The sequence below is a fragment of the Streptomyces sp. NPDC056224 genome, from assembly GCF_042267665.1.
Lineage (GTDB): Bacteria > Actinomycetota > Actinomycetes > Streptomycetales > Streptomycetaceae > Streptomyces.
The window spans coordinates 117350-130347 of the sequence record NZ_JBHJTK010000007.1 but is presented as its reverse complement, the minus strand read 5'-3'; the positions used below and the strand labels follow the sequence as shown (position 1 = coordinate 130347).

Here is a 12998-nt window from a genome sequence, read left to right as displayed (position 1 = left end):
CGGCCCTGAGAAGGGCCTCACAGACCGCGCCTGCCCCCGGGTTCCCTGACGCCCCGGGGGCGGGCGCGCCTATTTTTTCTGTTCAACAAACCTTTACGCCAGCAGGCGGTGGACGGATCCCCACCCGTCCACCGCCGCTGTCATTCTGCCGGGCACGTCGGCGCTTCCCGGTGCGACCGACCGCCAGGCCCCGCAAAGCCCCCCACGGCCTTCGCGGAGCGTTTCGGTCGCATCGGAGTGTGCCCGGCGGAGTACAGGATTTCGGTTGTCACGCCCCCGCCGAAAGGGGTTTCAACTGTGGCCGAAAGGGCGTGGTGACCACGTGTGACGGCATGCATACTCATGGGGCGGGGGGATTGCGATTGCACAGGTGGGGGTTCGGTGCTGCGTATCCATTTCACTGGAGTGGACCTGGCACGCGTACGGATGGCAGGGCGTCCCGATGCGTTGTGGGAGACGATTCTCAGCTTCCATCGCTTAAGAGACCGGCGTGATGCCCGGCTGTTCGGTGAATGGCGTACGGAAACCCGGAGCAGGTTGAACAGTGAAACACGCTTGCTCGGTGCGCTCATACCGAGCCGAGGCTATTTCCCCGATTTCCTCACCCCTGTGGAGGGGCAGTACGGGTGGGACCTGGGGCTCGACGCGCTGCGGGCCATCCGCCCCGAGCGGATGCGCCACGAGCTGGCCCTGCTGGGCGCGGGAGCGGGCCTCGGGGCGGCCTTCGGGATGCCCTCCGCCGTGAGCGGGTGCCCGGACACCACGGTCCCGCGGCGGCTGCGGGAGTTCATGGACGGCGGCACCGGGCAGCTGCCGAGGCTGCTCGGCGAGCTGCGCGGGTACCACCGGGCGGCCGTGGAGCCGTACTGGACCCACATCCAGGCCCAGATCGAGGCCGAGCGGGCCGCGCGCGGCCGGGCCCTGCTGGACGGGGGCGCGGACGAGCTGCTGGCCTCGCTGCCGCCGATGCTGCGCTGGCGGGCCCCGGTGCTGGAGTGCGACTACCCCGTGGACCGGGACGTACGGCTGCGGGGGCGCGGGCTGCTGCTCCAGCCGTCCTTCTTCTGCCGGCGCACCGCGGTGACCCTGCACGACCCGGAGCTGCCGCCGGTGCTGGTCTATCCGGCCGCCGCCCACCTGGCCTCGGCGCCCGCGGGGGGCGAGGCCGCCCGGCCCGTGGAGGAGCACCGCCAGCGCACCCTGGGCAAGCTCGTGGGGCACACCCGCTCGGTGGTGCTGCGGGCCATCGGGGACGGCGCCACCACCAGCGAACTGGCCCGCCGGGCCGGTGTCTCGCTGGCCTCCGCCAGCCAGCACGCCTGCGTGATGCGCGAGGCGGGGCTGGTCACCACGCTCCGCCACGGGAACGCGGTACTGCACACGGTCACCCCGCTGGGCGCCGCGCTGCTCAGGGGCGGGGCCGTGGCCTCATGAGGCGCGTGCGGCCCCCGCCCCGGCGACGGGCCGGGACCGGGGCCGCACGGAACGGGCCCGTCAGGTACGGAACGGGCCCGTCACCTCGTAGGTGATGCCGCCGGTCGAGCTGCCGCTCGTACCGCGCTGGCTGCTGAAGTAGAGCCGGCTGCCGTCGGGGGAGAAGGCCGGGCCGGTGATCTCCGAGGAGGACTGGCCGGTGACCCGCAGGAAGGGGGCGACGACGTCGTCCGGGGTGATCAGGCAGATCTCCATGTCGCCGCCGTCCTCGGCGACGTACAGGTCGCCGTACGAGGAACCGGTGACGTTGTCCACGCCCGTCAGCGGGGCCGCGCCGCCGGGCACGAGCGAGTCGTCGTAGGCCAGCTCGTACGTGCTGTTCGCCAGGTTGAGCTGCCAGACCCGGTTGTCGCCCTTCGTGGTGAACCAGACCGTGTCGCCGGCGTAGTGGCAGCCCTCGCCGCCGTTGAACTTCTTGGAGCCGGAGACCTGGGTGCGGGTGGTGGTCGGGGAACCGTCCGGATCCGGGACGTTCTGCCAGGTGAAGGACCCGGAGGTGGCGGTCCCGGCGACGAGTACCTGGAGGGTGCCGGAGGAGAGGTTGCCCCAGGTGGCGGGGATGAAGCGGTAGAAGCAGCCGCTGGTCTCGTCCTCGGTCAGGTAGATCACCTGACGCACCGGGTCGGCGGCCGCCGCCTCGTGCTTGAAGCGGCCCATCGCCGGGCGCTGGACGGCCGCGTTCACGCCGTACGGATCGGTCTCGTAGACGTAGCCGAGGCTGACCTCCTCGCACGACAGCCAGGTGTTCCAGGGGGTCTTGCCGCCCGCGCAGTTCTGCCGGGTGCCGGAGAGGATCCGGTAGGAGCCGGTGATCGTGCCCGAGGAATCGAACTTCACGGCGCTCGCGCCGCCCGAGGGGTTGATCTCCGAGTTCGACACGTAGATCCAGCCCGTGCCGTCCGCGAAGCACGCCCCGCCGTCCGGGGCGCTGTGCCACTTGTAGGTGGTGGACCCGACGTTCTGGCCGGAGCGGGCGATCACCCGGCTGCTGAAGCCGGTCGGCAGCTGGATGCCGTTGGCGTCCGCCGCGCCGAGGGCGCCGTAGGGACCGGCACCGGGCTGGGCGGGGGCGGCGTGGGCGGCCCCGTGCATCAAGGTGCCGCCGAAGGCGGCGGCCGACGAACCGATCACCGCGCCGCGCAGGAAGGTACGACGTTCCACGGTCACTCCTGGGGGGAGGAAGGCCCCGCGGCCGGTCGGGCGCGGGGTCGCACGCACCGGGGAACCTAGGGGCGCCGCATTGACGCGACATCAATTCCGCATGACGTACAGCGGGACTTTCGGCCCTGGAAAAGCCGGCCGCGGGGAAGGATGGTGGAGCCATGAGCCACTTCGCCGCCGACGGGGACATCGCGGGCCGCGCCGACCTCGACGTCGTGCTGCGCCGCTTCTACACGGCCGCCTTCGCGGATCCGCAGATCGGGCCCTTCTTCACGGAGATCGCGGGCACGGACCTGGAGGCCCACCTGCCCCGGATCGGCGACTTCTGGGAGCGGGCCCTCTTCCGCACCGCCGACTACCAGGGCGATCCCGTCGCCCCGCACCGCGCCCTGCACTCCGCCCGGGCGATGACCGCGGCGGACTTCGGCCGCTGGGTGCAGCTGTGGCGCGCGGCGATCGACGGCCGGCACCGCGGGCCGAACGCCGAGCGCGCCAAGGCGATGGGCGAGCGGATCGCGCTGGCCTTCCACGAGCGGCTGGCCGGCGCGGACGCGGAGCCGCTCCGCGGCGGGGTAGCGGCGGGCTTCGTACCGCTGGCGGCCCTGAAGCTCCGATCGACAGCGGCCTGACCTGCGGTTTCAAGAAATCTCAAAAAAACTCTCGCGGGAGCGATGAGTTTCCCGGGCCGCCCCGGTCTGACTCTCGAAAGCACCGAGCACCTAGCACCGAAGTGCACACGAGAGAAGAGACCGAGATGTCCGCGACCATGATCTTCGTCAACCTGCCCGTCAAGGACCTGGACGCCAGCAAGGCCTTCTGGGGCAAGCTCGGCTACTCCTTCAACGCCCAGTTCACCGACGAGAACTGCGCCTCCATGGTCATCAGCGACACCATCGTTGCCATGCTCCTCACCGAGGCCCGCTACAAGGACTTCACCCACAAGGCGATCGCGGACGCCACCACGACCTCCGAGGTCCTCATCTGCCTGAGCGCCGAAAGCCGCACCGCGGTCGACGAGCTGGTCGACGGCGCCCTGGCGGCCGGGGCCACCGAGCCCCGCCCGGCCCAGGACCACGGCGTCATGTATGGCCGGGCCTTCGACGACCTCGACGGTCACACCTGGGAGATCATGTGGATGGACCCGGCCATGGTCCAGGGCTGAGCGTCCGGCTCGCCGGTCAGGAGGTCTCGGCGGTCCGCACCGGGTAGGTCCGGACCACGACCTCCTCGTCGTCCAGGCAGCGCCCCGACTCCAGGTCGAAGCGCTGCTTCAGCAGCGGCGAGGCCACGAAGGGCCGGCCCGCCGCGGCGCCCAGCAGCCCCCGCGACAGGACGTGCGCCCCGGTGAAGGGGTCCTGGTTGCCGATGGCGTACGTACGCCCCGCGCGGTCGACGAACACGGCGGCCTGGCTCCCGTCCGGCAGCAGGGCCGCGACCCCGCGCCCGGGGATGAGCGCGGACAGCTCGCACACCGTCAGCCAGCCCTCCGCCACCTGCAGTTCCACGGTCATCGGACTCCTCCGATCGTCAGGACGGCCAGGTCGGGCTTGACCTGGTCGCGTTCGGGGACGAACTTCACGGTCGGGTCGGGGGCGCCGGGCGCGTTGACGAAGGACACGAACCGGCGCAGCCTCTCCGGGTCCTGGAGCGTCTGGGCCCACTCGTCCCGGTAGTGCGCCACGTGGTCGGCCATCAGGGACTCCAGCTCCGCGCACAGCCCGAGCGAGTCGTGCACGATCACGTCCCGAAGGTGGGCCAGGCCCCCCTCCAGCCGCTCCAGCCAGGTGGAGGTCCGCTCCAGCCGGTCGGCGGTGCGGATGTAGAACATCAGGAACCGGTCGATCAGCCGGATCAGTTCCGCGTCCGACAGGTCCTGGGCGAGCAGGTCGGCGTGGCGCGGGGTGGCCCCGCCGTTGCCGCCCACGTAGAGGTTCCAGCCGCTCGCCGTCGCGATGACCCCGAAGTCCTTGCTCTGCGCCTCCGCGCACTCGCGGGCGCAGCCGGAGACGGCCGACTTGAGCTTGTGCGGGGCGCGCAGCCCCCGGTAGCGCAGCTCCAGGTCGATGGCCATCCGTACGCTGTCCTGCACCCCGTACCGGCACCAGGTCTGCCCGACGCAGGACTTCACCGTCCGCAGGGCCTTCCCGTACGCGTGCCCGGACTCGAATCCGGCGTCGACGAGCCGGGCCCAGATCCGGGGGAGCTGGTCGACGCTCGCGCCGAACAGGTCGATCCGCTGACCGCCGGTGATCTTCGTGTAGAGGCCGAAGTCGCGGGCCACCTCGCCGATCACGATCAGCTTGTCGGGGGTGATCTCGCCGCCGGGGATGCGGGGGACGACCGAGTACGAGCCGTTGCGCTGCATGTTCGCGAGGAAGTGGTCGTTGGTGTCCTGGAGCGCGGCCTGTTCCCCGTCCAGGACGTACCCGCTGGCGCCGAGGGTCGGGGCGAGCGAGGCGATGACCGAGCCGACGGCGGGCTTGCACACCTCGCAGCCGTCAGCGCCGCGGGCCTCGGGGCGGCCGTGGCCGTCGAGGAGCTCCTGGTACGAGGTCAGGCGGCGGGTGCGGACGATCTCGTAGAGCTCGGCACGCGTGTAGGGGAAGCAGCCGCACAGGCCTTTGTCGGCGGCGGCGGGCAGCAGCTGCCCGATCACCTTGACGCAACTGCCGCAGCCGGTGCCCGCCTTGGTGCACTTCTTGACTTCGGGGAGGGTGGTGAAGGCGGTGATGGCCTTCTTGGTGACGTTGTGGCAGGAGCAGATCACCGCGTGGTCGGGGAGCGAGGACGGGCCGAGCGCGACGGGCGCGCCGACACCGGCGGGCAGGACCAGCTGCTCGGGGGCGACGGGCGGGACGCTGCCGGTGAGCGGGCGCAGCAGGCCGTAGGAGTCCGCGTCGCCGACCAGGACCCCGCCGAGGAGGATGCCGTCGGGGGAGACGACCAGCTTCTTGTAGACGCCGGAGCGGGAGTCGGACCAGACGACGTCCAGGCTGCCCTCGGCGGTCCCGTGGGCGTCGCCGAACGAGGCGACGTCCACGCCGAGCAGCTTGAGCTTGGTGGAGAGGTCGGCTCCGGTGAACTCCTTCTCGCGGCCCAGCAGGTCCTCGGCGGCGGTCTCGGCCATCTCGTAGCCGGGAGCGACCAGTCCGTAGACGCGGCCGTCGCAGGCGAGGGCGCACTCGCCGATGGCGTAGACGTGCGGGTCGGAGGTACGGCAGCGGGAGTCCACCGCGATGCCGCCGCGCTCGCCGACGTCCAGCCCGGCGTCGCGGGCCAGCTGGTCGCGGGGGCGGACACCCGCGGAGAAGACGACGAGGCCGGTGTCGACGGTGGAGCCGTCGGAGAGCCTCATCCCAATGACCCGGCCGTCCTCGCCCGTGAGCACCTCTTGGGTGCCGACCCCGGTGTGGACGGTGATGCCCATGGATTCGATGGTGCGCAGCAGGGCGGCGCCGCCGCCCTCGTCGACCTGTACGGGCATCAGGCGCGGGGCGAACTCGACGACGCGGGTGGCGAGGCCGAGCCCCTGGAGGGCGCCCGCGGCTTCCAGGCCGAGGAGCCCGCCGCCGACGACCGCGCCGCTGGTGAGGTCCTTCGCGTACTCCTCGATGGCGAGGAGGTCCTCGATGGTGCGGTAGACGAAGCAGCCCGGGGCGTCCTTGCCGGGGACGGGCGGCACGAAGGGGTAGCTGCCGGTGGCCAGGACCAGGACGTCGTACGGGTACACCTGTCCGGAGCGGGAGGTGACGGTGCGGGCGTCCCGGTCGATGTGCTCGGCGGGGTCGTCGAGGTGGAGGGCGATGCCGTGCTCGGCCATGAAGCCGGGGGGCGTCATGGACAGGTCCTCGGCGCTGCTTCCGGAGAAGTACGAGGTCAGGTGCACGCGGTCGTAGGCGGGCCGGGGCTCCTCGCAGAGCACGGTGATCCGGTGGGTCCGGGTCGCGCCGCGTTCGGCCAGGGCCTCGAGGTAGCGCTGGCCGACCATGCCGTGCCCGATGAGCACGATCGCGGGCAGGGGCTCGGTCATGTCAGTGGCCTCCGTCGTCGGTGAGCAGGTGGAACAGGTCGTGCGGTGGTTCGTCGCCCTCCCAGGTGCGGGCGAGGGCGCCCACGGTGGAGAGCTCGCCGAGCAGCACCCCGCCGACGAGGCGGTCGCCGCGGACGACGACCGTCCGGTAGGTCCGGCGGGTGGCGTCGGCGAGGCGGACCACGTCGTCGCCGGGGCGGGGGTTCGGTTCACCGAAGGCGGCGAGGTCGAAGTGCGCGTCGGCGCCGCCGAGCGTGAGGCGGGTCAGGGCGCGGGTGCCGGTGTACTCCGTGGGGGAGCCGGTCAGGGTCGCGGCGAGGGCGTCGGCCTGCTCCAGCGCCGGTCCGGCCAGGCCGTACACCTGGCCGGCGTGCTCGGCACAGTCGCCGATGGCGTGGATGCGGGGGTCGCTGGTGCGGAGCCGTCCGTCGACCACGACGCCGGTGCGGACGTCGAGGCCGGCGGCCTGGGCGAGGCCGGTGCGCGGCCGTACGCCGCAGGCGAGCACGACGAGGTCGGCGTCGAGCCGGTAGCCGTCGGCGAGCTCGACCCCGGTGACCTTTCGGGAACCCGCCGCGGACGTGATCAGGCCTCGGGCCCGGCACTCCGTGTGGATCTCGACGCCGAGATCGGCCATGTGGGCGTGCAACAGAGCCGAGGCGCCCGCGTCCAGCTGGCGTTCCATCAGGCGCTCGCCCTGCTGGGCGAGCACGACCGAGGCGCCCCGTGCGGCGAGTGCGCGCGCAGCCGAGACGCCCAGCAGGCCGCCGCCGATCACCACCGCCCGCACCCCGGGGCGTACGGCCGCCGACAGGGCGAGGCAGTCGTCCATCGTGCGGAACGCGTGGACCCCTTCGGGCAGTTCCCCGCCCCCGGGAACGAACAGGCCGCGCAGTGCGGGGAGTACCGGGTTGGACCCGGTCGCCAGTACCAGGGTGTCGTACGCCAGTGCCGCGCCGTCGTCGCAGTGCACCAGCCGGTCGGCCCGGTCGATGCGGACCGCCCGGACGCCCCGCCGCAGTGCCGGGCCGGGCGCCGGGAGGGCGGCCACCTCCGGCGCGTACCGGCCCGCCAGCACCTCGGCGAGCAGCACCCGGTTGTACGGGAGGTGCGTCTCCTCGCCGAGTACGGTCACCTCCGCGGCCCCGCCCAGCCGCGCAGCGAGCCGCAGGCCCGCGAGGCCGCCGCCGATCACCACCACACGCTGCTCCGATGTCATGCCCCGAGCGTGCGCGACCGCTGTTTCCCCGCCGGATCGCCGTTGTTACCCGGGGGGAACACCCACCTCAGCAGCCGGGTTAAGCGCCCGTGAGGCTTTCCTCAAGGCCGGCTTAAGGATCATCACCGGCGCCCTGCGGGCCCCTAGCGTGGCCCGCATGCGAGATGCGGCGGTGCGGGTCAGGGGCGGGATGCTGGGCGGGGCGGGGGTGGTGGTCCTGCTCTGGGCGGCGCAGGTGCGGCCCTCGGCACGGCCCGACGCCCTGTTCGCCACCGCCGCCCACCTGACCGGCCTGCTCGCCGGGTACGGCGTGCTCGTGCTGCTGTTCCTGATGGCCCGGGTGCCCGCCGTCGAGCACGGGGTCGGCGCCGACCGGCTCGCCCGATGGCACGCGTTCGGCGGCCGTCACGTGCTGCTCCTCTGCTTCGGGCACGGGCTCTTCGCCCTGCTCGGCTACGCCGTGCACGAGGGCGTCGACGTCGTCTCCGCCGTCCGGGAGCTGCTCGGCTACCCCGGGCTCGCCGCCGCCGCCGGCGGGGCCGCCCTCCTGGCCGCGGTCGGCGCGACCTCCGCCCGCGCGGTGCGCCGCCGCCTGCCGCACGAAACCTGGCGCGGGGTGCACCTGCTCGTCTACCCGGCCGTCGCCCTCGCCTTCGTCCACCAGCTCGCCGGGCCCGACCTCGCCCTCCTCGGCTGGTTCTGGGCGCTGGCCCACACCGTGGTCGCCTCCCTGCTCCTCTGGTACCGGGCCGTGGTCCCCGTACGGCAGGCCCTGCGGCACGCGCTGCGGGTCGCGGAGGTCAGGGCCGAGGGGCCCGGGGTGGTCTCCGTGGTCGTGTACGGGGAGCACCTCGCGGAACTGCGTGCGGAGCCGGGCCAGTTCCTGCGCTGGCGGTTCCTGCAGCGGCGTCTGTGGCACACCGCACTGCCGTTCTCGCTGTCCGCGCCGGTCCGCGGGAACACCCTGCGCATCACCGTCAAGGGGCTCGGCGGCCACTCCCGCCGGATCCGCCGGCTGCGCCCCGGCACGCGGGTCCTGGCCACCGGTCCGTTCGGGGCGCTCACCGCCGCCCGCCGGACGCGTCCCAAGGTGCTGCTGATCGCGGGCGGGGTCGGGATCACTCCGATGCGGGCCCTGTTCGAGACGCTGCCCGGCGGCCCCGGGGACATCACCCTGCTCTACCGGGCCGGGGCCGAGGAGCACCTCGTACTGCGCTCCGAGCTGGAGGCGATCGCCGCCGAGCGGCAGGCCGCACTGCACTACCTGCTCGGGCCCTCCGGCGCCGCCCACGATCCGCTCGCCCCGCAGGCGCTGGCCGCACTGGTGCCGGAGCTGGCCGAGCACGACGTGTACCTGTGCGGGCCGCCGGGCATGTCCGAGGCGGCCCGCGCCGGGCTGCTGAGGGCCGGGGTGCCGGCCGGCCGCATCCATTCCGAGTGCTTCGGTTCCTGACCTTCCGAGAGGACCCACCCCGCCGTGCGCCACCCGCTCCACATCACCCTGTCCGTGCCCGTACCGGCACCCGATCCCGCTGTGACCGGACGCGCCGCGGCCCGCCACCGCAAGCCGTCCCCCGTGCGGCTGGCGGCCGGGCTGGGCCTCGCCAGCGTGCTGGCCGCGAGCGTGCTGACCGCGGCCGTGGACCCGCGGGCTCCGGAGGCCCCGGACCGGGTGCCCGCCGGGCGAAGCTCAACCTTTGCGCAACTTTCCGGGGATTGATGGCACGTGCAGCCAACCGCTCCATAGGGTCTGACCGTGCCTGACATATCGACAACCATGATCATCGTGCTGTGCGTGGCCGCAGCCGCCGCCGGCTGGATCGACGCGGTCGTGGGCGGCGGCGGCCTGCTGCTCCTGCCTGCCCTGCTCCTCGGCCTGCCCAGCGCCCACCCGGCCACCGTCCTCGGGACCAACAAGGCCGTCGCCATCGTCGGTACCACGGGCGCGGCCGTGACGTACCTCCGCAAGGCCCCGGTCGACGTGAAGCTGGCCGTCCGCATCGGCGTCGCGGCGCTCGCCGGTTCGATGGGCGGCGCCGCGCTCGCCGGAGGCATCAGCAAGGACGCGCTGCGCCCGCTGATCATGGCGGTGCTCGTGGTCGTCGCGGGCTTCGTGCTCTTCCGGCCCGCCTTCGGCACCGCCCCGAGCGCCTCGCCCGTCAGCAGGCAGCGGGTGCTGCTCGCCATCGGCCTCGCCGGGCTCGGCATCGGCTTCTACGACGGCCTCATCGGGCCGGGTACGGGTACCTTCCTGGTGCTCGCGCTCACCGCGCTGCTCCATCTCGACCTGGTCACCGCCTCGGCGACCGCCAAGATCGTCAACGTGTGCACGAACGCCGGGGCGCTCGCGATGTTCGCGTACCAGGGCATGGTGCTGTGGCAGCTGGCCGCGTTGATGGCGGTGTTCAACCTGGCCGGCGCCATGATCGGCGCGGGCATGGCCCTGAAGAAGGGCAGCGGCTTCGTCCGCGGCGTGCTGCTGACGGTGGTGGGCGCGCTGGTGATCAAGCTCGGCATCGAGCAGTGGGGCTAGTACGTCCCGGTGAGGTGGGCGAAGACGACCACGTTGCCGCGGTAGCCGGTGCGCGGTGAGAAGCCGCCGCCGCAGGTGATCACCCGCAGCTCGGCGCGCGCCGACGGTCCGTACACGCGGGTGTCGGGGAACGCCTTGGCGTCGTACACCTCGACCGCGTGGACCGTGAACACGGCGGTACGGCCGTCCGCGCGCGGGACCTCGACCGCGGCCCCGCGGCGCAGCGCCCCCAGCTGGTAGAAGACGCCCGGCCCGGCTGCGTCGTCCACGTGCCCGGCGATGACGGCGGTACCGACGGCGCCCGGTGTGGTGCCGTCGCGGTACCAGCCGGCCAGGTCGCGGCGGTCGGGAGGGGGTACTTCGAGGCTGCCGCCCGACTGCAGGCCGAGGCCGGTCAACGGGGCGTCGACCCGGATGGAGGGGATCCGGATCCGGGTGGGCGGGGATCCGGTCAACGGCGCGATTCCGGGGCCGCCGGCACTGGAGGCGGTCAGGGCCTCCGCGGGGGAGGGCAGCGGCGGGCCTACGGGCTCGCGGGAGCCGCTGGTCACGAGCCAGATGCCGACACAGGCGGCGATGGCCACGACGCCCCCGTGGCGGGCGGTCCGGATCCCTCCGAAATCGCCACCCATGCGTATCCCCTCGGCTTCCGTTTCGGGGTGACTGGCCGTCGCCCGGCCCCGCGAACGGGGGGGACCTCGCGGGGGCGGGCGACGGGGGACGGTACCGGTCGGACCGCGGCCGGAGCCGCGGTGGGCGTCCGTCAGCTCCGCGTGCCGCTCGCCCGGCGACGCAGGAGCCAGGTACCGCCGACGGCGGTCGCGGCCAGTACTGCCGCTCCCGCCGCGATCTTGGCGGGGTCGTTGGCGGTGGTCGTGCCACCGCCCACCCCGGTCTGGACGTGGCCCTGCGGGCCGCGTTCGGTGACGACCAGGTCGCCGGTGGCGAACTTGCCGTTCGCGCAGGTCACCCCGATGCCGAAGGTGCCCGGGCGGGTGCCGTGGGCGACGTGGAACTGCCCCACGACCACCTCCTTGTGGGTGCCCGGGGCCAGCCTGAACCGGCCGCCGCCCACCGTGGTGGCGTCACCCTCCGCATGGCTGCCGGGCCCGCAGGCGGTGGTGTTCACGGTGACCGTGGTGCCGGGCGCGGTGGACTTGGGCCACACCTCCAGTGCGGCGAAGTCGCCGGGCGCGAAGCTCACCATGCCGAGTTCCGCAGCGGCGACCGCACCGGCGACCGGGCCGGTGAAAGCGGCGCAGGTCAGCGCGGCGGCGGTCAGCGCGTGGGCGGTACGTCGGCGCATGGGGACACTCTCCCTGAAGACACGGGGTCGTGATTCCGAGGTAACCGGGCCCGCCCGCAGCGCGCCTGCTGATGTCCCGTCAGGTCTGTTCGGAGGCGCCCCACCATGACCTCGTTTTCGCAGGTCAGTGCTGCTGTCGATGCCATCCGGGTTGCCCGCGCCGTCCGGGTGACACGCGCCGCGCGCGGGTCCGGCCGGCGCAAGCACCACCGCGGCAGCACCGCGGGCGGCGGGCTTCGCCGGGGAGGCCCGCGCAACGGACACCTGCGCCCGGGCGGGGGCGGTGCCCGGGCCGAGCCCTGTGCCCCGTGTCCGGGCCGCGTGCCCCGTGTCCGGGCCGCGCCCGGCCGCCCGGCGAGGGACCGCCGGGCCCCGCGCAACAGCCCCTCCGGGAGCCCGGCCCGGTCCCGACCGTCACGGTCGTCCCCGGCACGGGCGCCGGCGCGGCGACGGGCCCCCGCCGTGCCGCCGGGCGTCGGCCGACAGGTCCGCCCGTTCTCGAACGGCATCGGCGCGGGCTCCCGTCGGCCCACCGCAGCGCCAGGGGTGTGGGCCCGGTCGGGTCGCAGCGGTCCGCCGCGCGGCTGGGCCGGCACGAGGGCGGCGGGCGGTTGCCGTACCGACGCCGCCGGTCGCGGGTGGCCCGCGCCGGACGGCGGGGGGGCACGGGCGCCGGGAGGCCGCGCAACGGCGGTGCGTACGGTGGGGGTACGCAGCCGGGCCGGGGCTTTCGTCCCGCCTGCGGAGTGTGTTCCGCCGTACCTCAGGGAGGGCCCCGTGACATCGGTCGTTCGGCCGCAAGACCCGACCGCTCCGCTCCCGTTCTTCGTCTACGGAACCCTGCGTCCGGGCGAGGTCAACCACGAGCTGTTCCTGCGCGGCCGCACCGTCTCGGAGGAGCCCGCGACCCTTCCGGACGTCGCTCTCTACGACGGTCCCGGCTATCCCTTCGCGGTCGAGGGTCCGGGTGCGGCCGTCGTCGGCGAGCTGGTCACCGCGGCGCCGGGCGCGTACGGGGTACTGCTGGCCGCGCTGGACCGGCTGGAGGAGTACGGGGGCCCGGGCCGCCCGGGGAACGTCTACGACCGGATCGCCCGCGAGGCGCTGCGCCCCGACGGCGCCCGGGTGCTGGCCTGGGTCTACCTCGCGTCGCCGCTGCTCGCCCGCGACCTGCGGGAGTCCGGCACCGAGATACCGGGTGGCGACTGGCTGAAGCGGGTCCAGGACCTGCCGTCCTAGCGGCCCGCAGCCGTCC

Annotated in this window: 13 protein-coding genes; 7 read left to right on the top strand and 6 right to left on the bottom strand. The window is 73.7% G+C overall.

What is annotated here, in order from left to right; genetic code table 11:
• Positions 1 to 381 precede the first annotated feature (381 nt).
• On the top strand, positions 382 to 1434 hold the full coding sequence (locus ACFCZ1_RS12585; RefSeq protein WP_376678372.1) for a helix-turn-helix domain-containing protein: 1053 nt from the start codon (positions 382 to 384) through the stop codon (positions 1432 to 1434).
• A 60-nt stretch (positions 1435 to 1494) separates the two neighbouring features.
• Here the strand turns inward: ACFCZ1_RS12585 and ACFCZ1_RS12580 are convergent, their stop codons facing one another.
• A complete protein-coding gene (locus tag ACFCZ1_RS12580; RefSeq protein ID WP_376678371.1) occupies positions 1495 to 2655 on the bottom strand; it encodes an alkaline phosphatase PhoX in 1161 nt (386 codons plus the stop codon).
• A 161-nt stretch (positions 2656 to 2816) separates the two neighbouring features.
• On the opposite strand from ACFCZ1_RS12580, the gene ACFCZ1_RS12575 reads away from it, so the two are divergent.
• Complete coding sequence (locus tag ACFCZ1_RS12575) at positions 2817 to 3284, top strand: group III truncated hemoglobin (protein ID WP_376678370.1); 468 nt, start codon at positions 2817 to 2819, stop codon at positions 3282 to 3284.
• Positions 3285 to 3409: 125 nt separating this feature from the next.
• Entirely contained in the window at positions 3410 to 3817 is a 408-nt protein-coding gene (locus ACFCZ1_RS12570; RefSeq protein ID WP_376678369.1) for a VOC family protein, read from the top strand.
• A 16-nt stretch (positions 3818 to 3833) separates the two neighbouring features.
• On the opposite strand, the gene nirD is transcribed toward ACFCZ1_RS12570, so the two are convergent.
• From nirD to ACFCZ1_RS12555, 3 genes are read right to left on the bottom strand one after another with little or no spacing between them, the layout of a single operon-like run.
• Positions 3834 to 4166, bottom strand: a complete 333-nt coding sequence (gene nirD, locus ACFCZ1_RS12565) for a nitrite reductase small subunit NirD (protein WP_376678368.1) — start codon at positions 4164 to 4166, stop codon at positions 3834 to 3836.
• Complete coding sequence (nirB, locus tag ACFCZ1_RS12560) at positions 4163 to 6685, bottom strand: nitrite reductase large subunit NirB (RefSeq protein ID WP_376678367.1); 2523 nt, start codon at positions 6683 to 6685, stop codon at positions 4163 to 4165. The genes nirD and nirB overlap by 4 nt, the downstream gene beginning before the upstream one ends.
• A 1-nt stretch (position 6686) precedes the next feature.
• Positions 6687 to 7904 carry an NAD(P)/FAD-dependent oxidoreductase gene (locus ACFCZ1_RS12555; protein ID WP_376678366.1) on the bottom strand — a complete coding sequence of 406 codons (1218 nt, stop codon included), beginning with the start codon at positions 7902 to 7904 and terminating at the stop codon, positions 6687 to 6689.
• Between the two features lie 157 nt (positions 7905 to 8061).
• Between ACFCZ1_RS12555 and ACFCZ1_RS12550 the strand changes: the two genes are divergently transcribed.
• The 3 genes from ACFCZ1_RS12550 to ACFCZ1_RS12540 are packed head-to-tail and all read left to right on the top strand — an operon-like array spanning position 8062 to position 10437.
• A complete protein-coding gene (locus tag ACFCZ1_RS12550; RefSeq protein WP_376678365.1) occupies positions 8062 to 9357 on the top strand; it encodes a ferric reductase-like transmembrane domain-containing protein in 1296 nt (431 codons plus the stop codon).
• Positions 9358 to 9381: 24 nt separating this feature from the next.
• Positions 9382 to 9624 carry a hypothetical protein gene (locus ACFCZ1_RS12545; protein WP_376678364.1) on the top strand — a complete coding sequence of 81 codons (243 nt, stop codon included), beginning with the start codon at positions 9382 to 9384 and terminating at the stop codon, positions 9622 to 9624.
• A gap of 36 nt (positions 9625 to 9660) precedes the next feature.
• A complete protein-coding gene (locus ACFCZ1_RS12540) occupies positions 9661 to 10437 on the top strand; it encodes a sulfite exporter TauE/SafE family protein (protein WP_376678363.1) in 777 nt (258 codons plus the stop codon).
• Here ACFCZ1_RS12540 and ACFCZ1_RS12535 read toward each other — a convergent pair.
• Together ACFCZ1_RS12535 and ACFCZ1_RS12530 are read right to left on the bottom strand one after the other, a co-directional pair.
• Complete coding sequence (locus tag ACFCZ1_RS12535) at positions 10434 to 11069, bottom strand: class F sortase (RefSeq protein WP_376678362.1); 636 nt, start codon at positions 11067 to 11069, stop codon at positions 10434 to 10436. The two genes, ACFCZ1_RS12540 and ACFCZ1_RS12535, sit on opposite strands and share 4 nt — an antisense overlap.
• 131 nt (positions 11070 to 11200) lie before the next feature.
• The gene (locus ACFCZ1_RS12530; RefSeq protein WP_376678361.1) at positions 11201 to 11743 is read right to left on the bottom strand and encodes a hypothetical protein; all 543 of its coding nucleotides are present in this window, start codon (positions 11741 to 11743) and stop codon (positions 11201 to 11203) included.
• 777 nt (positions 11744 to 12520) lie between these two features.
• Between ACFCZ1_RS12530 and ACFCZ1_RS12525 the strand changes: the two genes are divergently transcribed.
• Complete coding sequence (locus ACFCZ1_RS12525) at positions 12521 to 12982, top strand: gamma-glutamylcyclotransferase family protein (protein ID WP_376678360.1); 462 nt, start codon at positions 12521 to 12523, stop codon at positions 12980 to 12982.
• Positions 12983 to 12998 lie beyond the last annotated feature (16 nt).

Excerpts from the sequence above, each read along its gene's own strand:
- ACFCZ1_RS12575 (WP_376678370.1), top strand. The coding sequence starts at position 2,817 with ATGAGCCACTTCGCCGCCGACGGGGACATCGCGGGCCGCGCCGACCTC.
- ACFCZ1_RS12570 (WP_376678369.1), top strand. The coding sequence starts at position 3,410 with ATGTCCGCGACCATGATCTTCGTCAACCTGCCCGTCAAGGACCTGGAC.
- nirD (WP_376678368.1), bottom strand. The coding sequence starts at position 4,166 with ATGACCGTGGAACTGCAGGTGGCGGAGGGCTGGCTGACGGTGTGCGAG.
- nirB (WP_376678367.1), bottom strand. The coding sequence starts at position 6,685 with ATGACCGAGCCCCTGCCCGCGATCGTGCTCATCGGGCACGGCATGGTC.
- ACFCZ1_RS12555 (WP_376678366.1), bottom strand. The coding sequence starts at position 7,904 with ATGACATCGGAGCAGCGTGTGGTGGTGATCGGCGGCGGCCTCGCGGGC.
- ACFCZ1_RS12550 (WP_376678365.1), top strand. The coding sequence starts at position 8,062 with ATGCGAGATGCGGCGGTGCGGGTCAGGGGCGGGATGCTGGGCGGGGCG.
- ACFCZ1_RS12535 (WP_376678362.1), bottom strand. The coding sequence starts at position 11,069 with ATGGGTGGCGATTTCGGAGGGATCCGGACCGCCCGCCACGGGGGCGTC.
- ACFCZ1_RS12530 (WP_376678361.1), bottom strand. The coding sequence starts at position 11,743 with ATGCGCCGACGTACCGCCCACGCGCTGACCGCCGCCGCGCTGACCTGC.